The sequence below is a fragment of the Oerskovia gallyi genome (assembly GCF_014836745.1).
Taxonomy (GTDB): Bacteria; Actinomycetota; Actinomycetes; order Actinomycetales; family Cellulomonadaceae; genus Oerskovia; species Oerskovia paurometabola.
Window position 1 is genome coordinate 93083 of the sequence record NZ_JACSQE010000010.1, and the last position, 21862, is coordinate 114944.

Below are 21862 nucleotides of genomic sequence, written 5' to 3' on the forward strand. Positions count from 1 at the left end.
CCCGGTCCCCGCGCGACCTGCTCCCTTCGCGGGCCGACGTCGACCTGCGGCCCCGGACGCTGCGCGCCGACCTCCTCGCGGGGATCACGGTCGGCGTGGTCGCCCTGCCGCTCGCCCTCGCGTTCGGTGTGAGTGCCGGGGTCGGACCCGGTCCTGGGCTCGTGACGGCCGTGGTCGCGGGCATCGTGGCCGCGGTGTTCGGCGGCTCGCGCGTCCAGGTCAGCGGGCCGACCGGCGCAATGGCCGTCGTCCTCGCCCCGATCGTCGCCCAGCACGGCCCCGCGGCGGTACCGCTCGTCGCGATCCTCGCGGGCGTCGTCGTGCTGCTGGCCGGGGTGACGCGGCTCGGGCGCGTCGTGACGTTCATCCCGTGGCCCGTGGTCGAGGGGTTCACGGCCGGGATCGCCGCGATCATCTTCCTCCAGCAGGTCCCCGCGGCCCTGGGCGTTACGGGCACGGTGGGCGGCAACCCGCTGGTCGTCGCCGTCGACTCGGTCGTCGCCGCGTTCGCGAACGGCCCCGCGGCCCTGTGGACGCTCGGCACCGTGGCGCTCGTCGCCGTCGTGATGCTGGTCCTGCCGCGCGTCGCACCCGCGCTGCCCGCGTCGCTCGTCGCGGTCGTGCTCGCGACCGTCGTCGTCCAGCTCACGGGCGCCCCCGTCGCACGCATCGGCATCCTGCCCGACTCCCTGCCGCTCCCGACCGTGCCGCACCTCGACGCGGGCATGCTGCGGTCGCTGATCGGCCCCGCGGTCGCGGTCGCGGCGCTCGCCGCGATCGAGTCCCTCCTCTCGGCCCGCGTCGCAGCGGCGATGCCGTCGCCCGCGCAGGGCGGGCCCGCACGTTCCGGAACCGTCAGGCCGTCACGCGGACCGTCGGGCGCCACGACCGTGCCCGACGACGGCTCCCACCGCTACGACCCCGACCGCGAGCTCGTGGGCCAGGGCCTGGCGTCGATCGCGAGCGGCGTGTTCGGCGGCATGCCGGCGACGGGTGCGATCGCGCGGACCGCGGTCAACGTGCGCGCGGGTGCCCGGACGCGGCTCGCGGCCGTCGTGCACTCGGTCGTGATCCTGGGCGTCATCTACCTGGCGACCGGACCCGTCTCGGCGATCCCGCTCGCGGCCCTGGCCGGTGTCCTCATGGTCACCGCGGCACGCATGGTCTCGGTCGCGACCCTCCGTGCCGTGCTGACCTCGACCCGGGCCGACGCCGTCGTGCTCGTCGTGACCGCGGTCGTGACGATCGCCGTCGACCTCATCGAGGCCGTGCAGATCGGGCTCCTCGTCGCGGCGTTCTTCGCGCTGCGGTCGGTCGCGAAGGCCGCGGCCGTGCACCGCGAGCCGCTGCCCGGACCGGCCCTGCCGGGCGACGAGCACATCGCGCTCTACCGGCTCGACGGTGCCATGTTCTTCGGTGCGTCCGACCGCATCCACGCGCAGATCCGCGACGACCAGGACGCCCTCGTCGTCGTCCTGCGGCTCTCGCACCTGCGCCTCGTCGACGCGACGGGCGCCCACGCGCTGGGCGAGCTGGTCGCGGACCTCGAGCGCTCGGGCGTCACGGTCCTGGTCAAGGGCATCCAGCCCGCCCACCTACCTGTCCTGACACGCGTCGGCGTGCTCGACGAGCTGCGCCACGAGAAGCACCTGTTCGCCGACCTGTCGCCCGCGATCGAGCACGCGCGCTCGCACGTCGCGCGGGCACAGGCCGGGACCGGGTCCCCGGCCGCGAGCGCCGCCGGGGCCACGGCCCCCCGGGATCCCCTCAGCGCGTGACGTCGAGCGTCAGCTGCACGGTGACGGTGTCGCCCAGCTCGACGCCCTCTGCCGCACGGATCGCGTCCTTGAGCGGCACGACGTACAGGCCGTCCTTGGCGAACAGCGACGTCGTCCAGGTCGTGCCCCCGATGCGCGCCGAGACCGGGATCATGCCCCAGCCGTAGGTCACGAGGGCCGCGACCTCGTGGATGCGGGCGCTCTCGGCGTCGGGCACGGTCACGAAGTGGAAGGGCGCGGGCCCCCGCCAGTGCCACACCTCGCCGACGGCCTCGATCTCCATCCGCCCAGCATCCCCCGGGGACGCGCCGCCCGCCGCCCCTGCGCCGAGCGCGCAGCTCAGACCAGGATCGCGACCACGACGACGAACAGCGTGACGAGGACGAGGAGCACACCGAGGCCGACGAGCAGGCTGACGGCGACGGGGTGGGCCTGGCGCCACGGCACGAGGCGCGGGTCGAGGGCACGGAGCTGGGTCGGCGTGACGGGCTGACGAATCGGCGTGAGCGGGACGCCGCGACCGGCGAGGTCGAGCGCGAGGGCGGAGAGCTGCTCGCGGTCCCACATCTGTCCCACGAGCAGGAGGAGACGCTTGCGCGGTCCGACGACGACGAGGTGATGGGTGGGCGCGGCGCCGGCGAATCCCATGCTGTCGATCGTGACGACGCGTTCCATGTCCTCGACCGTGAACGTCTTCGACCGCCCCACCCCTGGACCGTGAGGGTCCCGTCACCGAACGTGACGCGCGACTTGTCGGCCACCTGGCGGGCGAGGGCGTACGTCAGCGGGATCATGGCGAGCACGAGGCCCAGGAAGACGAGCGGGAGCGCGATGCTCCGCGTGGTGATCGCGAGCGTGACCGCGTTCAGCCCGAGGAGCGGCGCCAGGATCCCGATGAGCATCAGGTTGGTGCGCACCATGCGCCGCTTCGCGTCGTCGTGCAGGGTCAGCTCGGTCATGCGCGACATCGTCCCACGGCCGATACCGGCGTCCGGGACTGCGCCCGCGCCTCGACTCCCCGCTCCGCTCAGGCGCGGGTCGCCGTCGCGACCGCCCGCTCGAAAGCGCCCGCGAGCGCCGCACGGACCGCGTCCGGGGCGTCGGGGGCGCAGCGCGCGGCCACCGTCGCCGCGAGCTCGGCGAGGTGGGGCAGCAGGGCGTCGAGCTCTGGGGTCGTCGCGTCGAGCTCGTGCGCGGGCACGACGACCGTCGCGGTGATCCGTCGCCGCGACCGGGAGAACCGGACGTTGCGGACCCCAGCCGGACCGGCCGAGGGCGTGACCGAGCCGCCGAGCGCGAGCATCAGGTCGAGCTCGTCCAGGCCAGGGACGTCGAGCGGGGCGCACTCGGCCTGGAGCGCGCGGCGCAGGACGGTCGCGGCGGTGAGGTCCCGGTCGGGGCCGCCCAGGACGTTGCGCTGCGTGACGATCATCGGCCGGCCTCGGGCGGGAGGTCGGGAAGGTTCTGGTCGAGCAGGTCCGCGAAGGTCTCGGCGAGGGTGTGCCGCTCGCCCGTGTCGTGGTCGAAGGTCACGACGGGGCCGTCGTTCGTGATCACGAGGGGATTGCCCGAGCCGTCGAACCCGATCACGAGCCCTTCGTCCGCGACGGCCCAGCCGTCCGCGCGGAAGGCGCGCGTGAGGGCCGCGACGTCGGTGTCCTCGAGCGGGGACGCGTTGCACAGGCCGTGGACGGGGACGCCCACGAAGCACCCGCCGTGCCGCCCGACCACCTCCACGTACCCAGGGTCAAGGACCACGTCGAGGCCGCTCACGGCCTCCTCGATCTCGTCGCACGTCGAGGGCTCGCCCGCGCCGTAGAGGGCCACCGCGGCGTCCAGCCGTGCCAGGAGGTCGGGGGTCAGCACCATACGTGCAGGTTAGCCGGGGCCTGGGACAGCCCGACGGCGTCACGTGCCCGGGTGCGCGCGTCACGCCGGCGCGGGACCATGACCAGGCACGCACCTCTTCCCGTCCGGAGCCACCTCCACACTCACCGGATCGAAGGGATCTGGCCCCGGAAGTCGCATCGCCCCATCCTCCGTTCGTTCCCTCGCATTCCCATTGAGCGAGCCGACGAGCCTGGCGACGTCCCCTCTTCGCCCGGCGTTCGCGGGCGGAGTCCTGGAGGAGTCCTCGATGCTCCCCGACGACGACCTGGCCACGACCGTCAGCGAGATCGCCCACCTGACCGGTACCGCCGCGGGTCTGCGGACGCTGTTTCGACGACGCCGGGAGAGCGCTGACCCCGTCCTCCACGGGGACGACCCCGAGGCCGTCCTCCGCGGTGCGCGGCCCCGCTCGCGGCAGGAGCCCTCACGCCGCTCCGCGTGCGCGTCACGGCCTGACGCTCGCCCCGCGCTGCCCGACGACGTCACGCACCCGGGTGCGCCGGTCGCCGTAGAGCGGGACGATGGCGGAGGCACGTCCCCTCCTCCCCTGACCAGCCCCTGACCAGCCCTTGACCAGCGAGGTGCTCCATGACCCGGTTCGTCATCGACCCCGGCACGGTCCTGCGGCTCGTCGCCGACGACGCCCAGGTCTCGGACACGCACGAGCTGCTCGCGCCGACCCTCCTGCGGTCGCAGACGTTGTCCGCTCTGCACGAGGCCGTGCATCGCGGTGACCTGTCCGTCGAGGTCGGACGGGAGCGGCTGGCCCGCGTCGGCCGTCTGAAGATCCGGCTCCTCGGCGACGGCGTGCTGCGCCGCACCGCGTGGACGGTGGCTGATCGGCTCGGCTGGGCCTCGACCTACGACGCCGAGTACGTGGCCCTCACACAGCTCCAGGGCGATGCCCTCGTGACGGCCGACGTGGAGCTCGCCCGCGCCGTCCGGGGAGTGGTCGAGACGGCACCGTACGAGGCGCTGCTCGAGCCCCTGGCGTGATCTGCGCCTCGGGGTTGAACAGAGCCTCGAACCACCCACCTCACCCGGGCGGTGACTGACTCGAAGCACCCGACGGGCTGCCCTTGACGACGTCCTCGGGCTCGAAAGGCTCGACCACGGGCACAGGATCGAACCACCCGATGCTCCGTTGCGACGGCACGCATGCGAACGAACGAGTCCGTTCCCCCTCGTCCACGAGGTCCTGCGGAAGCTCCCCCAGCCCACTTCGCAGACGACCGTCCTCACCCTTCACGACCTCGTACGCGTAGTGCTTCCACTCCGCCTCGCCGTCCACCGACATGTCCTGCGCGGACACCCAGGTTCCCGCGAACTCGCACACCACTACCGTCGCGCGCTCGCCCGAGGGATCGGCGTCGACCCGTATCGGATCGAAAGCCAACGGAGCCAGGACGACCAGGTGATCGTCGGGCTCCTCCTTCGCTCGGCCCGTCACGAGCGTCTCGGTGCCTTCGACCAGAGCCGGCGTCGTCGTGCTCCACAGATCCGGATCGCTGAAGTCGTGCGCATTGACCGCCAACGCCCGGTTCAGCTCGGAGGCCCGCACCGCCTGCACCCACGGGTCGGACTCCAACGGCCCCGACGGCTCACCCCCCTCCCACCGCATCCCCGGCGTCGCCAGGTCCGACGGCCCCTCACGCCCGGCGGGCACGGGAGAGCACCCCACCAGCACCACCACCCCGAGCAGCACGCCCACGACGCCCAGCGCGCCATCCCGCACGGTCACTGTCATCTCGTCTCCTCGTCAGTCCCTGTAGTCCGGCGTGCCGCTGCTCGCTCCGGCCCGGCCTGCGTTCACCGCGGCGTCGACCAGATCGGTCATCGCAAGCCGTTCGGCCTCGGCGGAGGGCAGCCCGGCCGCGACATGGCGTCCTACGGCGGCGTCCCACTCCTGGTCGTGGTGTCCCGTCGCGACGAGCTCGGCCAGCAGCTGCCCGACAGCGGCACGCCGGTCGACCAGCATCGACTCGATGCTCGAGTCGCCGGTCACACCGGCCGCAGCCCGGGAGTTGAGCCAGGAGGAACCCGTCACCTGCTTGCCGACCGCTGTCACCGCCTCCCCGGCCACGAAGTCCACGCCGAGCTGGAGACCGGGAGCCGACACCGGCACCAGACCGACGGCCGACGAGGCCACGTCGACGAACGCCTGGTTCTGCTCGTCGTGGTAGGCCGCCCGGAGATACGCGGCGCCGTTGCCGGACCCCTCGGCGAAACCCTCCAGACTCGTGACGTGCGTCGCGACGTCGACGAGGGTCGGCCCGCGCCCGTTGGCCGCGTCGGTGCCGTACTGGTCTATCTCGCCGAGGAGAAGCCTCCCTAGCGCGCTCTGCGTGGACCCGTTCTCGCCGACGATCCCCATGACCTTGCCGAGCGCGGCATCGGAGACGTTGGGGACGGAGTGATACGAGCCGTCCGAGAGGAGAACCCTCTCACCGACGACGACCGTTCCCTTCTGCGCCTCGGACTCGTGCGTGATCGGGTACATCGCGAAGTCCCGTACGTGAACTTCGAGGACACGGTAGAGGTTCCGTGCGCCGAGGTCGTCCACCCCGACCGGGGTGAGGGACGTGTTGTTCCCCAGGGCGTCCATGACCTGCCCGGTCAGAGCAGCCGACCGCTTCTCCATCCCAGGATCGGGAACCTCGGCTGTCCGTCCGCCCTCGACCTGCAGTGCCCCGGCCCACAGTGCAGCCGGCCCTGCGAAGCCGTCCCCGGTCGTCCCTGTGGCCCAGTCACGGACGCCGAACCAGTAGTCGACCCGCCCCCAGTCGATCTCAGTGTCGCCGTTCTGGGGCGTCAGCCACGCCATGGCCTCTGTCGGGTACAGACCCAGCGTCTCGAACACGCGACCCGTCGCATCGTCCGACGGTGCTCGACCCGCGACGTCGGGGTGGTCGTTCCAGCTCAGGTACCGACCGCCGGAGACCGCGCTCTGGTCGATCACCGCTGTGACCCCCACCCGCTCGGTCGGGCGCTCCCACGCGTCCAGCCGGTCCGCGGCCGCGACGGCCAGCGAGGGCCCCATCGGCGCTCCCGATGCGTCGCCGAAGATCCATCCGAGCGTCGAGAACGATCCGCCCACGACAGGGCTCGCGCGGTGCAGCAAGCCGTCGACGAACGATGCCGCCTGCTTCCCGCTCCAACCTTGCGAACCGGTCGAGAGACCCGCGCGGAGCGCAAGGGCGGTCGAGGCGAGCAGACCTGGGTCGACGGTCTCGTCGCCCACGCCCCCCATGGCCGTCCCGAGGGCGCTGACGAGGTCACGCGTCCGTTCCCCGCCGAGAGCCTGGAAGTAGGCGTCCATGACGACGGGGTCCTGGCCCCAGGCGTCGAAGAAGCCCCGCAGGTAGGTCACGTCCCCGCTCTTCAGGTCGCCGTCCAGGGCCTGGTCGGCGAACCGGGTGTACGCATCGACGAGCTTGGCCGTGCTCAGCGCCTCGACCCCGGTGATCCCCGCTCGGGACAACACCTCCTTGCGCTGGGCCCACCCCGAGGACGCGGGGACCGCCAGCGCGGCCACCAGCGTCTCGTCCAGCGCCTGACGCTGGGTCGCGAGGTCGCGCAACGCAGCGTTCGCCGCGTGCTCCTCCTGCGCGGCCTGGTCGGCGAGCATCGCCTTGCGCGCCACGACCGCCGGGCTCGCCCCCGCATCGAACCCGCCCATCGCGTAACGCATGCGCTCGGCGTCCTCACGTACCTGCCGATGGAACACCACCTGCGACTGCAGGGCCACGACAGCGTCCGCGTACCTCTCCAGCGCGGCGTGCACGGGACCGACCACCTCGGCCAGCCCCGCCTGGCGTGCCCGCACCGACCCCGCCTCCACCTGCCACGCCGTGGCGGCCTCACCGTCCCACGTCTGCGGACCGAGCGTCCCGCGCACCCCTTCGACCCCCGCCGCGACCTGCGTCAGCGCGTCCTGGCACCGGCGCAAGGTCGCCGCGAACCCCAGCGGGCCCATCATCACGCCCGCCCCCGGGTCCTCCTCGTCCCACCGGATCACGACATGACCCGAGCCAGCGCCCCGTCGGCCTCCTGCATCGCCTCCGCGACCCCCGTCGCGTGAGCGGCCAACCCGTCCACCTCGCCGCGTGCGAGCAGAAGGTCGGTCGAGAACCACAACGCCCATTCCTCCACGGCCGCAGCCACGGCCGCGCTCCCCACGTCCTCGCACCACGCCTGTACCCGCTCCGGCACCTGCCCCGCCAGCGACACTAACCGGGCGCCACCGCTCGCCAACGCCTCGAACGACACGCTCAGATCCCCAGCCACCACACAACCCCCTGCATCCCCCTGTGCGGCGGGAAGCGCCCTGCCGACGGCCGCACACTAGCGGAACTCCGGACCCGCCCGGGTGCGGGTCCCGACCGCGGACGGCGAGCCGCAGGTTCACCACGACCACGGGACGAGCCTTGGTCCGAGCGGGCCTGGTAGCGTCCTGCTCTTCGGCAGGCCGCGACGACCGGAGCCCTGGAGAAGACCTCGATGCTCCACGTGAACGACCTCGCCGCGGCCGTCGCCCGGATCGACAGTCTCTTCGGCGGCCCGGCGTCCCGCGTCGACGCCTCCGCCCTCGACCGAGGGTGTGCACGGTGCTTCAGCGACCCCGAGGACGCCCTGCTCCGGTCGGAGAACGCGCTGCTCCCGGACCAGCTCGTCGAACGTGTCGCGGCGAAGGACCCTACCCACTGGTCCGACCAGCCGGCTCTCGTCCGCCGTGTCCTGCCGCAGCTGGTCCGACTGCTCGCCGACGGTAGGGCCACGGACGCCCGGTGGTGCGCCCGGGGCCTCGTCGCAGCGGGCTGGCACGGGTGGCCCGACGACCAGCGACGGTCGGTCGAGGGCTTCCTCACGACCTGGTGGCGGCACACCCTCCGTACGGCGCCGTCCTTCGGGCGGATCCGCGAGGTCTTCACGAGCTGTGCGATCGCGAGCCTCACGGTCCGGCCATGGCTCGACGTCTGGGACGAGGAGGCCACGCAGAGCGCGTCCGTGCGTGAGCTGCGCGCACGGTGCATCGAGGACTGGCACGAGGATCTCGCCCGGTACGGGTCGACCTTTCCCTGCTGGTGGGGACCCGACGGGAGCGAGGAACGCGCCGTCGAGGCGCTGACGGCTTGGATGCTCGACCCGGGCGGCCGGGCCCACCCGAGGTGAGCGCCGCCGTCGGGCGCCGTGCCAGGAAGCCTCCCGGATGCCAGCCGCCCCGACCGCGAGGACCATGGCCGCATGACGAAACTGCTGACCGCCGACCCACCGCCTGACACCCTGCCTCGCCGGATCGGGCGCGTCGCGCTCGGACTGGCCCTCGTGTTCGCCGGGATCAGCCACCTGACCTTCTCGCGCGAGGAGTTCCAGGCCCAGGTGCCGGACTGGTTCCCGGTGGACGAGGACGTCACGGTCCTCGCGTCGGGGGCGGTCGAGATCGCGCTCGGCTCGTCCCTCGTGGTGCTCTCGAGGCGACGCGTCGCGGTGGGGCTGGTCGCGGCGGCGTTCTTCGTCGTGATCTTTCCCGGGAACATCGGGCAGTGGCTCGAGCACAAGGACGGGTTCGGGCTCGACACCGACGCCAAGCGGTTCGGGCGGTTGTTCTTCCAGCCCGTGCTCGTCGCGTGGGCGCTGTGGTCGACGGGGGCGTTCAGCGCCCTGCGACGTGCGCGGACCGACCGCCCCTGACCGCATGACCGTGACCCTCGCGCTGCCGTTCCGCGGGCGGTGGCTCGTGCAGAACAGCCCGGCCCGGCGCGTGCCCAGCCACGGCGTCGACGTCCTGGGCCAGCGGTTCGCGATCGACTTCGTGGGCGTCGACGACCGGGGCCGCACGGCGACCGTCCGCGACTGGCGCACCATCCTGGCGACCGAGCCTCCCGAGCGCTTCGTCGCGTTCGGTCGCTCGATCCTCGCGCCGGCGGACGGCGTCGTGGTCCAGGTGCACGACGGCGAGGAGGACCACGCGGCCCGTCGCTCCCAGGCGGCGCTCGTGCCCTACGCGTTCGGGGCCGCGGCTCGGCTGCGCGAGGGAGTGCACGCCGTCGCCGGGAACCACGTGACCGTCGCGCTGCGAGGCCCCGGCGCGTTCGTGTCCCTCGTCCACCTGCGACGCGGGTCCCTGCGGGTCCGGGAGGGCGACGAGGTGCGCGTCGGGCAGCCGCTCGCCGAGTGCGGAAACTCCGGGAACTCGACCCAGCCGCACGTGCACCTGCAGGTCACGGACAGCGCCGACTTCTCCGTGGCGCACGGCGTGCCGGTCGCGTTCCGCGACTTCCGCGAGTGGCCCCGCGGACGGGGCGAGCCCCTCGACCGGGCGACGGGACTGCCCGGGGAACGCTCCGTCGTCGGGCCGCTGGGGTGACGACCCGCCCCTCGGCACCCCGGTCACGCGACCGGCTGGAGCCGGAACAGGCGGACCACGCGCCCCGAGTCCCGCTCGTAGGCCCTGTACCCCGGCCACTGCGCCTGGATCAGGTCCCACGCGGCCTCGCGCTCGTCGTCGTGCTCGACGAGCGTCGCCCGCACCCGCATGTCCCGGCCACGGACCGTGATCGACGCGTCAGGGTGCGCCAGCAGGTTGTACGTCCACGCGGGGTGCCGGTCGCGCGCGAACGACGTGCCCGCGACGATCGCCCGGCCGTGACCGTCGGGCGTGTACATGAGGTACGTGCTGCGCGGCTCACCCGACCGCGCGCCCGTCGTGTGCAGGACGAGCGACGGGACGAGGATCGCGCTGATCTGCCACCGCCCGCCCGACACGCGCGCGAGGAACCGCTCGACCGGCGGCAGCACGACCGGCCCGGCCCTGCGGAAGGCCCGCGTGCGCGTGAGCGGGGCGACCAGGGAGCGGACGACCTGCAACAGGGAGGTCATGCCCCCATGATGGCCGGGGTCGCCGCGGTGCGCGCGGCCGCGGGCCCCTGCCCGAGCGCCCCGACCAGGCGTCGTGTCACACCGCGGGCTCGGGCGACGGGTCGGGGATCTCCCCGGGTCGGTAGCGCGGGAGCCGGCTGGCGGGCAGGACCGCGGTCGCGCTGACGCCCGCGAGGATCAGCAGACCGATGCGGAGCGTGTCGAGGCGGCTCTGCTCGTTGATCGTGACGGCCGCGTCGACCTGGGCCTGGTTCGCGTCGGTCTCTTCGAGGACCTCGCGCAGCTCGTCGTTGCTCACGAAGTTCACGTTGTCGAGGTCCACCTGCGCGACGAGCGACGGCGGCAGCTCGGGGTGCTCGACGACGGAGCGGGCCACGCTGATGCCCAGGACCGTCACGAGCAGCGCCCCGACGACCGCTGTACCGACGGCCGACGCAAGGTTCTGGGTGGTCCCGCGGATCGACCCGACGTCCCCCGCGAGCGTCTTCGGCACGGCCGTGACCAGCACGTTGAACACCAGCGTGACCAGCGCGCCCTGCCCGACCCCGAACACCAGCAGCCCGAGGATCGTCGGCACCGTCTCCCAGTTGTTCGTCACGACGAACGACAGCCAGGTGAGCGCGCCCGTCGTCAGGACGAACCCGAAGACGCCGATCGTGCGCGGGCTGAACCGCCCGTAGAAGCGCACGACGAGCGTCGCGGTGACGAACACCGTGAGGTTGAACGGCATCATCGCGAGCGCGGTGTCGAAGGGCGTGCGACCCTGCACGATCTGGATGTACAGGGGGACGGTGAAGTTGAGCGCGGCTTCGAGCGCCACGACGACGAACATCGCGTACACCGCGGCGCGCTCGCTCGACGACCCGAGGACGGTCAGGTCGACCAGGGGTACCTTCCCTGCTGCCGCTCGTCGCCGCGTCCACCAGAAGAACGTCTGCCCCAGCACGACACCGACGACGACGAACAGCGGCGCCGGGGAGACCCCGACGACCGAGAAGGGCGCGTCGGGCGAGGCGTACAGCAGCCCCCACGCGTTGAGGTTGTTGAACCCCAGGGTCAGCAGGACGATCGCCGCGCCGATCAGGACGGCCGCCACGAGGTCGATCCGGATGCCCGGGTCGCCGCGGTCCGAGCGCAGCCGAAAGCTGAAGGCGAACACGACGACCGCGAGGAGCAGCACGATCCCGAACACGGGGCGCCACCCGACCAGGGTGCCCAGCGCGCCGCCGATGAAGAAGGCGCTCACGCCGGAGATCGCCCGGGCCGAGCCGAGGGACCCGATCGCCGTCGCCTGCTGGGGCCCGTGGTAGTTCTCGGCGATGAGCGCGACGAGCGCCGGGACGATGATCGCGGCGGACGCGCCCGCGACCGCCTGGCCCGCGATCGCCCATCCCACGGTGGGCGACAGGATCATCATGAGCGCGGACAGGGCGAACGTCGCCACCACGACACGGAAGACGACGACCCACCCGATCCGCTGACCGAGCTTCGCCCCCGTCATCACGAGCGCCGCGACCGCGAGCCCGTAGACGACGATCGTCGAGCTCACGACGGTCGGTGGCACGCCGAACTCCTCGACCATCCCGCCCAGCGACACGGGCAGGGCCGCGACGTTGAACGACATGAGGACCTGGGCCAGGAACAGGCCCACCATCGGGACCCAGGACCCTCGGACCTCGGTGGCGGTGGGCTCCTCGCCGACACGGCTCACGAGCGGGACTCCGTCTTCTCCGGGACGTGCACGGACGACGCGAAGAGGTTGAGCCCGAGGGCGCGGGACAGGTAGGCCGTCGCGCGCTGACCCCGGACGCTGTTGCCCGCGGAGTCCAGCGGTGGAGAGAACGTCCCGATCGCCCCTTTTCCCGGCGCCACCGCGACGACGCCCCCGGCGACCCCCGACTTCGCGGGGAGCCCGATCTCGAAGAGCCACTCCCCCGACCGCTCGTACAGGCCCGTCGAGGCCAGCACCGCGAGGGTGTCCCGGCAGACCTGCGCCGAGACGACCCGCTCCCCGGTGACGGGGTTGACCCCGCCGTCGGCAAGAGTCGCGCCCATGACTGCCAGGTCGCGGGCCGTCACGCGCAGCGCACACTGGCGCGTGTACACGTCGACGACCTCGAGCGGGTCGGTCTGGATCCGTCCGTAGCTCTCGAGCAGGCGCGCGATGGCCCTGTTGCGGATGTTGGTCTCGGACTCGGACCGGTAGACGACGCCGTCGAGCTCGAGCGACCGGCCCGCGAAGCGCGAGAGTCCCGTCCGGACGTTCTCCCACTGCTCGGCGGGCGTCCCGCCAGGCATCATCGCGGTCGCCGCGAGAGCGCCGGCGTTGACCATGGGGTTCATGGGGTGCCCGTCGTTGAGCTCGAGCGCCATGACCGAGTTGAACGGGAGCCCGGTGTTGTTGACACCGACGCGGTCCCGCACGGCGTCGTGCCCGTAGGCCTCGCACACGAGTGCGTAGACGAACGCCTTGGAGATCGACTGCACCGAGAACTCCACGCCCGTGTCCCCCGCCTCGTGCATCTCGCCGTCGACCACGGCGACGCTCACACCGAACAGCGCGGGGTCTGCCGTGGCCAGGACCGGGATGTAGTCGGCGACGGCTCCGGCCGTGAGGTCGCGGTACCGGGCGTGCGCCTCGACGACCAGGTGCTCGACGCGGTCCCACCGGGGCAGCGCCCCGGTCGCAGCCACCTGTTCGACGTCGTCGACGTCCATCGCGCACCGCCCGTCTCTGGAACCCTCCGTGATGCTCCCACCGCGTTCGCGAGGGCGCACTCGGAGACTGGAGGCCGGTGCGGGAGGTGTCGATCGTCGCGCCCGCCCGGGCCCCCTGCCCCGACGGCGCCGCTCACCGCTCGACGGCCGCTCCCCTGGCCACCAGGCCCGCCTTGTCCGACAGCTTGATCTCCTTCATGAAGAAGGCGATGACGAACCCCACCACGCCGAGCGGGACCAGGTACCAGAACGCGGGGGCCAGTGCGTCGGTGTACGCCGTGACGACGACGTCGTGCAGCTGGGCAGGCAGCCCCTTGACCGCCTCCGGGGTGAGGGTGTCCGGGCCGAAGTTCGCCGGGACGTCGCTCGGGGGCAGGCCCTTGGCCGCGTCGGTCAGGTTCGTCGCGAGCCTCGTGGTGAACACGGTCGAGAACACGCTCGTGCCGACCGCGGCACCGATCTCCCGCAGGAAGTTGTTCGTCGACGTCGCCACCCCGACCATCTCCGGGGCGACCGAGTTCTGCACCGCGATGACGATGGTCTGCAGCACGAGCCCCAGCCCGAACCCGAGCACGAAGATCATCGCGCCGAAGGTCACCATCGAGATGTCGGCCGTGAGCTGCGTCAGCAGGACCAGGCCGATCGTCGCGATGCCCATCCCCAGGATCGGGTAGATCTTGTACCGGCCCGTGCGCGCGATCAGCAGGCCCGAGCCGATCGCCGTGATCATCAGCCCGACCGTCATGGGCAGCATGAGCAGCCCGGACTCCGTAGCGCCGTAGCCCTGCGCCATCTGCAGGAAGGTCGGCAGGAACGACAGCGCCGCGAACATCGTCATGCCCAGCACCAGGGCGATCGAGACCGACACGGAGAACGTCGGGCTCTTGAACAGGTGCAGCGGGATGAGAGGGTCGGCCGCCCTGGTCTCGACCACGAGGAACCCGACGAGCGCGAGCACCGCCACGACCAGCACCGTCAGGAGGGCGGGGCTGCTCCAGTCGTACTTCTTGTCGCTCGAGATCGTGCTCCAGCTCGTGAGGAGCACGATGCCCGCGGTCGTGACGGCCATCAGGACCGCACCGCCGACGTCGAACCGGCGGCTCGGCCTCCGGGACGGGAGCCGGAGCTTGAACCAGGCGATCGCCAGCGCGGTCAGCCCGATCGGCACGTTGAGCCAGAAGCACCAGCGCCACCCGGGGCCCTCGGTGAACCAGCCGCCCAGCAGCGGGCCGGCGACCGTCGCGATGCCGAAGACCGCACCCATGGGCCCCATGTACTTGCCGCGGTCCCTGGCCGAGACGATGTCGGCGATGATCGCCTGGCTCAGGATCACGAGGCCCCCGGCCCCCAGGCCTTGAACCGAGCGCCACACCACGAGCTCGACGAACGAGCCCGACAGCGCGGACCCGGTCGACCCCACCACGAAGATCGCGATCGCGACCAGGAAGGGCAGGCGTCGCCCGCGCACGTCGCCGATCTTGCCGTAGATCGGCATCACGATCGCGATCGCCAGCAGGTAGGCCGTGATGATCCAGCCCTCGTCCTGCGCGGCGCCGAGGTCCCCCACGATGGTCGGCAGCGCCGTGCCCACGACCGACTGGTCCAGCGCGGACAGGAACATCGCGGCCAGCAGGGAGCTGAAGATCACGTAGACGGTGCCCTTGGAGAGCACGATCTCCGGCTCGCTCGTCGTCGTGGCACGGGACGTGGCGTCGCTCATCGCAGTTTCCTCACTGGCGCACCGGACCTGGCAGCGCCCGTCGGGAGATCTCGGGACTCGCGTGCGGAGGATGCGGCCGGCCCCCGGTCGAGAGGCTCGTCCGTCGCGTCCCTCGATGGTCGTACGGGGGCCCGGAGGGCGCAACACCTGACGGACTGCCGCTACCCCGGGCTCAGAGCCCGTCGAGGAGATCGCGCATGCGGTCGATCTCGCCGCCCTGGCCCGACGCCGTCTCGGCGGCGATCTCGTGCGCGAACAGGTCCTGACCGTCGACGAGCACGACGTCGACCATGTCGAGCGCGCCCTCGTGGTGCGCGATCATGCCCTCGAGGAAGAGCCGGTCGAACGCCGCCCCGCTCGCTGCCGCGAGCGCCGCCATCTGCTCGTCGGTGAGCATCCCGACGGCGGCCTCGCCGTGGGTCCCGTGCCCACCGTCCGCACCGTCGGGGACGCGCGGGCCCGTGCCGCCCGCGGTCTCGGCCCCCTCGGGCACCTCGACGTCGCGCGCCTGCAGCCACGACGCGAGCGCATGGATCTCCGGTCCCTGCCCGGCGGTGACGCGCTCGGCGAAGGCGCGGACGGAATCGGACTCCGCGCGGTCCGGTGCGAGCGCGGCGATCTGGAGGGCCTGCAGGTGGTGCTCGATCATCCCCGCGACGAACCCGACGTCCGCCTGGTTCCAGGAACCCTCCGCCGGGGCGCCGTCGAAGTCCTCGGGTGCGACGGTCGCGTTCCCCTCCCCCGGCAGCCCTGGCTGGACGACGACGCTCGACGGCGTCGAGGTCGGTGCCGCCTCGCCCGTGCACCCCGAGACCCCGAGCGCCAGCCCGACGACGACGAACCCCCAGGTCAGCGTTCGGGCGCCCGGACGTGGGGCGCTCGCCCACCCTGCGTTTCCAGCGGGAAAACTCCGCATCGGCTCTGTTCCCTCCGTGTAAAACCTCGCCGGAACCATCCCGTTTAAGTGGTGCATGTCACATTTGACGGTCAGAATGCGCAGAACCCTACCAAGGAGGTGTTTCCCTCGTGCATCGAAGAACGCACAGGCGCAAGAACCGGGTACTGCTCGCCTCGTCCGTGGCCGCAACCCTCGCCGTCTCCTCGCTCGCGGTCGCGTCGGGCGCGTACGCCGAACCGTCCGACGGATCTCCGGAGGCGGTGGCCGAGCTCCTCGAGCAGGCTCCGTCCTCCCTTCCCGCGCAACGCCTCGCTCCCCTCGCCCAGGCCACCGACGTCCTGGCCCCCGGGGAGATCGCCGGCAGCCCTAACCTCACCCTCGTCGCCAACATCCCCAAGAACGGGGCCTTCGCGCCCGAGGGCCAGTACAACAGCGACCTCGCCTTCCAGGGCCGTTACGCCTTCGCCGGCAACTACGGCGGGTTCACGGTCTACGACGTCGCGGACCCGACGAACCCCCAGCAGGTCGCGCAGGTCGTCTGCGCCGGCTCCCAGAACGACATCTCGGTCTACGGCGACCTGCTCGTCCTGAGCACCGACTCCTCGCGCAGCAACGCCTCGTGCGACAACGTCGCCCAGAGCGCGACGATCAAGGAGTCCTGGGAGGGCCTGAAGGTCTTCGACATCTCCGACCCGACGTCGCCCCGGTACGTGTCGGCCGTCGAGACCCAGTGCGGCTCGCACACGAACTCGCTCGCCCCGTCGAAGGACGGCAAGGACCTGTTCGTCTACGTCTCGTCCTACTCTCCCAACGCCGCGTTCCCCGACTGCAAGCCGCCGCACGACCTCATCAGCGTCGTGCAGATCCCGGTCGACGACCCGGAGTCGGCCGAGCTCGTCTCGACGCCCGTCCTCTTCCCCGACGGCGGCAACCCGGGCGGCAACGGCTCGAGCACGACGTCCGGGTGCCACGACATCACGACCTACCCGTCGAAGGACATCGCGGCGGGCGCGTGCATGGGCGACGGCATCCTCATGGACATCTCCGACCGTGCGCACCCCGTGGTCACCGAGGTCGTGCGGGACACGACGAACTTCGCGTTCTGGCACTCGGCGACGTTCAACAACGCGGGCACCAAGGTCGTCTTCACCGACGAGCTCGGCGGCGGCGGCGCGCCCACGTGCAACGCGACGGTCGGGCCCGAGAAGGGCGCGGACGCGATCTACGACATCGTCGACGGACAGCTCGTGTTCAAGAGCTACTACAAGATCCCGCGCGAGCAGGCCGCGACCGAGAACTGCGTCGCGCACAACGGCTCGCTCATCCCCGTCCCGGGCCGCGACATCATGGTCCAGGCCTGGTACCAGGGCGGGATCTCGGTGTGGGACTTCACGGACTCGGCCAACCCGGTCGAGATCGCGTGGTTCGACCGGGGCGCGCTGTCGCCCGACCAGCTGATCCTCGGCGGGTCGTGGTCGGCCTACTGGTACAACGGCGCGATCATCTCGAACGACATCCAGAAGGGCCTCGACGTCCTGCTGCTCGACGACCCGGTCACCAACGCCGCGAAGTCGGTCCTGACGGACGAGCTCAACCCCCAGGCCCAGCCGACGTACGTCGAACCGGCCGCGTGGTCGAAGAAGACCGCCTACGCGGGCGGAGCGACCGTCACGTACGGCGGCGCCGTCTGGCGGGCCCAGTGGTGGACCTCGGGCCAGACCCCCGGGGACCCGTGGGGCCCGTGGGAGGAGATCGCAGGCGTCGACTCGAAGGGCGTCGGGGCGTGGAAGCCGACCCGCGTCTACTCCTCGGGGGACACCGTGACGCACGACGGCACCACGTACACCGCCAAGTGGTGGACGAGGAACCAGGCCCCCGGCGACCGCTGGGGACCGTGGGCGCCGCAGGGCTGACCTGCGTCCCGCCCGGGCTGCGGCCCGGGTGAGCCACTGCCCGACGGCGCCGCGCGCCTCAAAGGTGAGCGGCGCCGTCGGGCAGTGGCGGCACGGGCGGCACGGGCGGCACGGGCCACCGGGAGACCCACTACTGTGAGGTGCCCGCTCTGCCCCGAGGCCCGTCCTGCGGGCAGGTGACCGGGCCCGACGACCGAGAGGGACCGCACGGATGGCCAAGCAGCCCAGGGAACGACCCTTCGTCGCGCTGATCGGTGCGCTCCTGTTCGTGGCCGGGGTGGCCCTCACCGCCCTGTTCGCCGCGGTCGCGATCTGGAACCTCGTGCACGGGGGACGAGGAGGGGCGTGGGGGATCTTCGCGGTCACCGTCCCTGTCGGGGCCCTCGGCTTCTGGCTCATCAGGGTCAGCCGGGTCCCGGTCGGCGACGCCCTCAACATCTGATCACCCTCCAGGGGCCGCCCGGGCGAGAGCCGGTCGGCCACCCCGCCGAGCGTGAGGACCCCTCACGGAGACGGTCACCGCCTCGCTCATCGGGCGGCGTACTCGGTGTCGGTGACGTGCTCGAGCCAGGTCGTGCTCCGGGCAGGGTCGTCGGCACCCTCCGAGATCGCGAGGTGTTCCATGAAGGAGTCAGGTGCAGCGCCGTGCCAGTGCTGCTCACCCGGAGGGCAGTACACCGTCTCGCCGGGCAGGGCCCGGACGACCGCGCCGTCCCTGGTACCGACCAGCGCGACACCGGAGACGACATGGAGGAACTGACCGCGGGCGTGGACGTGCCAGGCGGTGCGTGCACCGGGGGCGAAGCGAACGCGTCCGACGACGGTGCGTTGGTCGTCGTCCTGCGGGCTGACGATCATGTCGAGCCAGACGTCGCCGGTGAACTGCTCGGGCGGGTTCTTCGTCGTGGGGGTCTGCGGCAGGGTACGCATCAGCGTTCTTCTCCTCGAAGCGTGGACTGGGACGGGGACTGGGACGGGGACTGGGACGGGGCGGGGCGTTCCTCCTGCTCGCGGGTCGCGGCCCAGGACGCGAGGAGCTTGAGCCCGTCGTCGGACGGGGAGCCGGGGACCGCGGTGTAGACGTTGAGCTGCAGTCCGGAGTCGGCGGGCAGCTCGAGGGCCTCGTAGTCGAGCTCGAGCGTGCCCACTGCGGGGTGGTGGAACACCTTGGTGCCCGTGCGGTGCAGCCGCACGTCGTGCGACGCCCACAGCCGGCGGAAGTCCTCGCTGCGTGTGGAGAGCTCCCCGACCAGTCCGGTGAGGGCCGTGTCGTACGGGTTCTTGCCCGCCTCGGCCCGCAGGATCGCGACCGCGTCGTGCGCGATGCGGTCGTACCGGTCCCCCCAGAATGCCCGTGCCGCCTCCGCGTCGAGGAACTGGAACCGGGCACTGTTGACCGGCCTCTTCGCGATCCGCTCGGGCGACTCGTACATGGGCGAGTACAGGGCCCGCCCCAGCGTGTTCGCCCCGAGCACGTCGAGCCGACCGTTGCGCACGAACGCCGGCGCGCCCTCCATCGAGTCCAGGATCCGCTGGACCACCGGACGGAGGACGGGCGCAGAGGTGCGCCTGGCGCGTGACCGGGCAGCCCCGGACTGGTTCGCCGCGCGGGCGAGATCGAACAGGTGGTGGCGCTCGGCCTCGTCGAGCTGCAGCGCCTGGGACACGGCCTCGAGGACCTCCTCGGACACACCGCCCAGGTTCCCGCGCTCGAGCCGCGTGTAGTAGTCGACGCTCACGCCCGCGAGCATCGCGACCTCCTCACGGCGCAGGCCCGGCACACGCCGGTTGCCACCGTAAGCGGGCAGGCCTGCGCGCTCGGGGGTGATGCGCGCCCGGCGGCTGGTGAGGAACTCGCGGGTCTCGGCCTTCAGGTCCATGCCTTCGACGGTACGGCCGACGCCCTGCTTCTGGGAGGTTCTGCTGGTACCTGGGGCTCCCTGCTGGCGCGGACCGGCGCCGCGACGTCGTGACGTCCGAGCGGGGTACCAGCAGGACCTGCCTCATCCGGCGGAAACCTCCTAGCGTGAAAGGCATGACGACGAACCCGATCCCCACTCTGATACTGAACGACGGCACCGAGATGCCCGCCCTCGGGTACGGCGTCTTCCAGACGCCCCCGCAGGAGACCGTCGACGTGGTCACCGAGGCGCTGCGTACCGGCTACCGGCACATCGACACCGCCGCCGCCTACGGCAACGAGCGCGAGGTCGGACGCGCGATCGCCGGATCCGGTCTCGAGCGCGACGAGATCTTCGTCGAGACGAAGGTCTGGATCAGCGACTACGGCTACGACGCGACGCTGCACGCGTTCGACAAGTCCGCTGGCAAGCTCGGCATCGAGACCATCGACCTGCTGATCCTGCACCAGGCGCTGCCGAGCCGGTTCGACCTGACGATCGAGGCCTACCGAGCGCTGGAGACGCTGCTCGCCGACGGCAAGGTCCGTGCGATCGGCGTCAGCAACTTCATGCCCGAGCACCTGACCTCGCTCCTCGAGGCCACCACGGTGGTCCCGGCCGTCAACCAGATCGAGGTCCACCCCTACTTCCAGCAGAAGGGCCTCCAGGAGCTGCACGCCGAGCACCGCATCCTCACGCAGGCGTGGTCGCCGATCGGCGGCATCACGTTCTACCCCGGCTACGGCGAGGAGCGTCGCAGCACGCTCGAGGACCCGACGATCGGCCGGATCGCCACCGCGCACGGCAGGACGCCCGCGCAGGTGATGCTGCGCTGGCACCTGCAGCAGGGCCGCTCCGCGATCCCCAAGTCCGTCACCCCCGCGCGCATCGCCGAGAACTTCGCCGTCACCGACTTCGAGCTCACGGGCGACGAGCTGGCCGCGATCGACGGCCTGGACACGGGCGTCCGCGGCGGTCCCGACCCCGCCGACATCACGCTCGAGACCTTCGGCCGCGAGATCCCCGAAGCCTGAGCACCAGCACCGCCGACGGCGACCGCCACACCCGATCCATCCCCGCACCACCGAGAGGCACCACCTCATGCGAGCAACACTCATGTACGGCGCCGGAGACGTCCGCATCGAGACCGTCCCCGACCCCGTCCTCCAGCAGCCCACCGACGCCATCGTGCGCGTCGTGCGGGCCTGCGTCTGCGGTTCGGACCTGCACCCCTACCACTCCATGCGTGGCTCGACCCAGGGCAACCCGATGGGCCACGAGCTCATCGGCGTCGTCGAGGAGACCGGCAGCGCCGTGACGAACGTCCAGAAGGGCGACTTCGTCATCGCCCCGTTCGCGTTCTCCGACAACACGTGCGTGTTCTGCCGGGAGGGCTTCCAGACCTCCTGCGTGCACGGCGGATGGTACGGCTCCCGCGAGACCGGTGGCCTCCAGGCCGAGCTCGCCCGCATCCCGCTGGCCGACGGCAGCCTCGTCGTCGTCCCCGACGTCGACCCGGCGACCGCCGACGAGGGACTGCTGAACTCCCTGCTCACCCTGTCCGACGTGTACCTCACCGGCTACCACGCAGCGCACATGGCACAGGTGCAGCCCGGCCAGATCGTCACCGTGATCGGTGACGGAGCCGTCGGGCTGTCCGCCGTGCTCGCCGCCAAGCAGCTCGGCGCCGAGCGGATCATCCTCATGGGCCGGCACGCCGCGCGCACCGACCTGGGGCGTGAGTTCGGCGCGACCGACGTCGTCGCTGAGCGTGGCGCCGAGGGCATCGGCAAGGTCATGGACCTCACCGGAGGCGAAGGCTCGCACGCCGTGCTCGAAGCCGTGGGCCACATGCCCGCCTACGAGCAGGCCTACGGCGTCGTCCGCCCCGGCGGGATCATCTCCCGCGTCGGCGTCCCCCAGTACGAGGACGCCCCCGTCGGGTTCGGGTCCCTGTTCGGGAAGAACGCACGCCTCGCCGGCGGCCCCGCCCCGGTGCGGGCATACCAGGAGGCCGCGATCGCCCAGGTCCTCGCCGGGGAGATCGACCCGGGCAGAGTCTTCGACGCGACCCTGCCGCTCGAGGACGTCGCCGAGGCCTACCGCCTCATGGACTCCCGCGAGTCCCTCAAGGTCGCCCTGCGGCCCTGACCACCGGGGGGGGG

The 21862-nt window shown here is 72.0% G+C and carries 23 protein-coding genes; 9 read left to right on the plus strand and 14 right to left on the minus strand.

Going from position 1 to position 21862, the window contains the following annotated elements; genetic code table 11:
- Window positions 1–17: 17 nt before the first annotated feature.
- Window positions 18–1778: a SulP family inorganic anion transporter gene (locus tag H9640_RS13245; RefSeq protein WP_191791256.1), complete on the plus strand. Its 1761-nt coding sequence runs from the start codon at window positions 18–20 to the stop codon at window positions 1776–1778.
- Here H9640_RS13245 and H9640_RS13250 read toward each other — a convergent pair.
- The 4 genes from H9640_RS13250 to H9640_RS13265 form a co-directional block, all read right to left on the minus strand.
- Window positions 1768–2061 carry a DUF1905 domain-containing protein gene (locus H9640_RS13250; RefSeq protein ID WP_191791187.1) on the minus strand — a complete coding sequence of 98 codons (294 nt, stop codon included), beginning with the start codon at window positions 2059–2061 and terminating at the stop codon, window positions 1768–1770. The genes H9640_RS13245 and H9640_RS13250 overlap by 11 nt on opposite strands.
- A gap of 56 nt (window positions 2062–2117) precedes the next feature.
- Complete coding sequence (locus H9640_RS13255) at window positions 2118–2486, minus strand: hypothetical protein (RefSeq protein ID WP_191791188.1); 369 nt, start codon at window positions 2484–2486, stop codon at window positions 2118–2120.
- 319 nt (window positions 2487–2805) lie between these two features.
- Complete coding sequence (locus H9640_RS13260) at window positions 2806–3210, minus strand: hypothetical protein (RefSeq protein ID WP_191791189.1); 405 nt, start codon at window positions 3208–3210, stop codon at window positions 2806–2808.
- A complete protein-coding gene (locus H9640_RS13265; protein ID WP_191791190.1) occupies window positions 3207–3647 on the minus strand; it encodes an SMI1/KNR4 family protein in 441 nt (146 codons plus the stop codon). Before H9640_RS13265 ends, H9640_RS13260 begins: the two co-directional genes overlap by 4 nt.
- Window positions 3648–4256: 609 nt before the next feature.
- On the opposite strand from H9640_RS13265, the gene H9640_RS13270 reads away from it, so the two are divergent.
- Complete coding sequence (locus tag H9640_RS13270) at window positions 4257–4664, plus strand: type II toxin-antitoxin system VapC family toxin (RefSeq protein ID WP_191791191.1); 408 nt, start codon at window positions 4257–4259, stop codon at window positions 4662–4664.
- A 40-nt stretch (window positions 4665–4704) separates the two neighbouring features.
- Here the strand turns inward: H9640_RS13270 and H9640_RS13275 are convergent, their stop codons facing one another.
- From H9640_RS13275 to H9640_RS13285, 3 genes are read right to left on the minus strand one after another with little or no spacing between them, the layout of a single operon-like run.
- On the minus strand, window positions 4705–5415 hold the full coding sequence (locus tag H9640_RS13275) for a hypothetical protein (protein ID WP_191791192.1): 711 nt from the start codon (window positions 5413–5415) through the stop codon (window positions 4705–4707).
- A 12-nt stretch (window positions 5416–5427) separates the two neighbouring features.
- Window positions 5428–7686, minus strand: a complete 2259-nt coding sequence (locus H9640_RS13280; protein ID WP_191791193.1) for a hypothetical protein — start codon at window positions 7684–7686, stop codon at window positions 5428–5430.
- Window positions 7683–7937, minus strand: a complete 255-nt coding sequence (locus H9640_RS13285; protein WP_191791194.1) for a hypothetical protein — start codon at window positions 7935–7937, stop codon at window positions 7683–7685. Before H9640_RS13285 ends, H9640_RS13280 begins: the two co-directional genes overlap by 4 nt.
- Before the next feature lie 231 nt (window positions 7938–8168).
- Between H9640_RS13285 and H9640_RS13290 the strand changes: the two genes are divergently transcribed.
- From H9640_RS13290 to H9640_RS13300, 3 genes are all read left to right on the plus strand, one after another.
- Entirely contained in the window at window positions 8169–8840 is a 672-nt protein-coding gene (locus H9640_RS13290) for a hypothetical protein (RefSeq protein ID WP_191791195.1), read from the plus strand.
- Window positions 8841–8912: 72 nt separating this feature from the next.
- Window positions 8913–9359, plus strand: a complete 447-nt coding sequence (locus tag H9640_RS13295) for a DoxX family protein (protein WP_191791196.1) — start codon at window positions 8913–8915, stop codon at window positions 9357–9359.
- A gap of 4 nt (window positions 9360–9363) precedes the next feature.
- A complete protein-coding gene (locus H9640_RS13300) occupies window positions 9364–10035 on the plus strand; it encodes a M23 family metallopeptidase (RefSeq protein ID WP_191791197.1) in 672 nt (223 codons plus the stop codon).
- 23 nt (window positions 10036–10058) lie between these two features.
- Here H9640_RS13300 and H9640_RS13305 read toward each other — a convergent pair whose 3' ends face one another.
- From H9640_RS13305 to H9640_RS13325, 5 genes are all read right to left on the minus strand, one after another.
- Window positions 10059–10547 (minus strand): nitroreductase/quinone reductase family protein, encoded by a 489-nt coding sequence (locus tag H9640_RS13305; protein ID WP_191791198.1) that lies wholly within the window; start codon window positions 10545–10547, stop codon window positions 10059–10061.
- Window positions 10548–10623: 76 nt separating this feature from the next.
- On the minus strand, window positions 10624–12258 hold the full coding sequence (locus H9640_RS13310; RefSeq protein WP_318243772.1) for an MFS transporter: 1635 nt from the start codon (window positions 12256–12258) through the stop codon (window positions 10624–10626).
- Window positions 12255–13265 (minus strand): glutaminase A, encoded by a 1011-nt coding sequence (gene glsA / locus H9640_RS13315; RefSeq protein WP_191791199.1) that lies wholly within the window; start codon window positions 13263–13265, stop codon window positions 12255–12257. The genes H9640_RS13310 and glsA overlap by 4 nt, the downstream gene beginning before the upstream one ends.
- Before the next feature lie 133 nt (window positions 13266–13398).
- On the minus strand, window positions 13399–14985 hold the full coding sequence (locus H9640_RS13320) for an MDR family MFS transporter (RefSeq protein WP_191791200.1): 1587 nt from the start codon (window positions 14983–14985) through the stop codon (window positions 13399–13401).
- A gap of 172 nt (window positions 14986–15157) precedes the next feature.
- Window positions 15158–15901 carry a DUF305 domain-containing protein gene (locus H9640_RS13325; RefSeq protein ID WP_191791201.1) on the minus strand — a complete coding sequence of 248 codons (744 nt, stop codon included), beginning with the start codon at window positions 15899–15901 and terminating at the stop codon, window positions 15158–15160.
- A 161-nt stretch (window positions 15902–16062) separates the two neighbouring features.
- Here H9640_RS13325 and H9640_RS13330 point away from each other — a divergent pair, with 161 nt between their 5' ends.
- The gene (locus tag H9640_RS13330; protein WP_225227182.1) at window positions 16063–17796 is read left to right on the plus strand and encodes a carbohydrate-binding protein; all 1734 of its coding nucleotides are present in this window, start codon (window positions 16063–16065) and stop codon (window positions 17794–17796) included.
- A gap of 211 nt (window positions 17797–18007) precedes the next feature.
- Complete coding sequence (locus H9640_RS13335) at window positions 18008–18238, plus strand: hypothetical protein (protein WP_191791202.1); 231 nt, start codon at window positions 18008–18010, stop codon at window positions 18236–18238.
- 86 nt (window positions 18239–18324) lie between these two features.
- On the opposite strand, the gene H9640_RS13340 is transcribed toward H9640_RS13335, so the two are convergent.
- A complete protein-coding gene (locus tag H9640_RS13340; protein ID WP_191791203.1) occupies window positions 18325–18726 on the minus strand; it encodes a (R)-mandelonitrile lyase in 402 nt (133 codons plus the stop codon).
- Window positions 18726–19676, minus strand: a complete 951-nt coding sequence (locus tag H9640_RS13345; RefSeq protein ID WP_191791204.1) for a helix-turn-helix transcriptional regulator — start codon at window positions 19674–19676, stop codon at window positions 18726–18728. The genes H9640_RS13340 and H9640_RS13345 overlap by 1 nt, the downstream gene beginning before the upstream one ends.
- A gap of 155 nt (window positions 19677–19831) precedes the next feature.
- On the opposite strand from H9640_RS13345, the gene H9640_RS13350 reads away from it, so the two are divergent.
- Together H9640_RS13350 and H9640_RS13355 are read left to right on the plus strand one after the other, a co-directional pair.
- Window positions 19832–20731 carry an aldo/keto reductase gene (locus tag H9640_RS13350; RefSeq protein WP_191791205.1) on the plus strand — a complete coding sequence of 300 codons (900 nt, stop codon included), beginning with the start codon at window positions 19832–19834 and terminating at the stop codon, window positions 20729–20731.
- Between the two features lie 67 nt (window positions 20732–20798).
- Entirely contained in the window at window positions 20799–21848 is a 1050-nt protein-coding gene (locus H9640_RS13355) for a zinc-dependent alcohol dehydrogenase family protein (RefSeq protein ID WP_191791206.1), read from the plus strand.
- The last annotated feature ends 14 nt before the right edge of the window (window positions 21849–21862 follow it).

Coding starts and splice junctions, on each gene's coding strand:
- H9640_RS13265 (WP_191791190.1), bottom strand. CDS start 3,647: ATGGTGCTGACCCCCGACCTCCTGGCACGGCTGGACGCCGCGGTGGCC.
- H9640_RS13325 (WP_191791201.1), bottom strand. CDS start 15,901: ATGCGGAGTTTTCCCGCTGGAAACGCAGGGTGGGCGAGCGCCCCACGT.
- H9640_RS13345 (WP_191791204.1), bottom strand. CDS start 19,676: ATGGACCTGAAGGCCGAGACCCGCGAGTTCCTCACCAGCCGCCGGGCG.
- H9640_RS13260 (WP_191791189.1), bottom strand. CDS start 3,210: ATGATCGTCACGCAGCGCAACGTCCTGGGCGGCCCCGACCGGGACCTC.
- H9640_RS13300 (WP_191791197.1), top strand. CDS start 9,364: ATGACCGTGACCCTCGCGCTGCCGTTCCGCGGGCGGTGGCTCGTGCAG.
- H9640_RS13350 (WP_191791205.1), top strand. CDS start 19,832: ATGACGACGAACCCGATCCCCACTCTGATACTGAACGACGGCACCGAG.
- H9640_RS13355 (WP_191791206.1), top strand. CDS start 20,799: ATGCGAGCAACACTCATGTACGGCGCCGGAGACGTCCGCATCGAGACC.
- H9640_RS13295 (WP_191791196.1), top strand. CDS start 8,913: ATGACGAAACTGCTGACCGCCGACCCACCGCCTGACACCCTGCCTCGC.
- H9640_RS13340 (WP_191791203.1), bottom strand. CDS start 18,726: ATGCGTACCCTGCCGCAGACCCCCACGACGAAGAACCCGCCCGAGCAG.
- H9640_RS13320 (WP_191791200.1), bottom strand. CDS start 14,985: ATGAGCGACGCCACGTCCCGTGCCACGACGACGAGCGAGCCGGAGATC.
- H9640_RS13290 (WP_191791195.1), top strand. CDS start 8,169: ATGCTCCACGTGAACGACCTCGCCGCGGCCGTCGCCCGGATCGACAGT.
- H9640_RS13275 (WP_191791192.1), bottom strand. CDS start 5,415: ATGACAGTGACCGTGCGGGATGGCGCGCTGGGCGTCGTGGGCGTGCTG.
- H9640_RS13305 (WP_191791198.1), bottom strand. CDS start 10,547: ATGACCTCCCTGTTGCAGGTCGTCCGCTCCCTGGTCGCCCCGCTCACG.
- glsA (WP_191791199.1), bottom strand. CDS start 13,265: ATGGACGTCGACGACGTCGAACAGGTGGCTGCGACCGGGGCGCTGCCC.
- H9640_RS13270 (WP_191791191.1), top strand. CDS start 4,257: ATGACCCGGTTCGTCATCGACCCCGGCACGGTCCTGCGGCTCGTCGCC.
- H9640_RS13335 (WP_191791202.1), top strand. CDS start 18,008: ATGGCCAAGCAGCCCAGGGAACGACCCTTCGTCGCGCTGATCGGTGCG.
- H9640_RS13250 (WP_191791187.1), bottom strand. CDS start 2,061: ATGGAGATCGAGGCCGTCGGCGAGGTGTGGCACTGGCGGGGGCCCGCG.